The 649-nt window shown below is 45.5% G+C and carries 1 protein-coding gene; it reads left to right on the top strand.

What is annotated here, in order from left to right:
* A partial coding sequence (locus tag R7O13_RS27950; RefSeq protein WP_318305334.1) for a B12-binding domain-containing protein occupies positions 1–649 on the top strand: 649 nt, incomplete at both ends.

The following is a 649-nucleotide window of genomic DNA, read 5'->3' as shown; positions in this document are numbered from 1 at the left end:
TGTGTTCCTCTATCACTGTTTTAAAAATGGTATGGATATGGGGATCGTAAACGCGGGTCAACTTGAGATTTATGACAACGTTCCGGAAAAACTACGAGAAGCGGTAGAAGACGTTGTGCTTAACCGTCGAGATGATGCTACAGAAAGATTGTTGGATCTCGCGGCTGAGTACGCAGATAAAGGCGTTGGCAAAGAAGAAGATGCCTCTGCGCTTGAGTGGCGAACTTGGCCTGTCGCAAAACGTTTAGAGCATGCGTTAGTTAATGGGATCACAGAGTTCATTGTCGCAGACACTGAAGAAGCACGTGTGAATGCGGCAAAACCACTTGAAGTGATTGAAGGTCCTTTGATGGATGGCATGAACGTGGTGGGTGACCTATTTGGTGAGGGTAAGATGTTCTTACCTCAAGTAGTGAAATCTGCACGTGTAATGAAGCAAGCTGTCGCACATTTAGAGCCTTTTATTAACGCCGAAAAACAATCTGGTAGCAGTAACGGAAAAATTTTGTTGGCGACAGTGAAGGGTGACGTGCACGACATCGGCAAAAACATTGTGGGCGTTGTACTGCAGTGTAATAACTACGAGATCATCGATCTTGGCGTGATGGTACCGTGTGAAAAGATCTTAAAAGTCGCGCTAGAAGAGAAC

The sequence above is a fragment of the Vibrio sp. Y176 genome (assembly GCF_033438945.1).
Note: the sequence above shows the minus strand (reverse complement) of the source record. Positions and strands in the feature narration are given on the sequence as shown.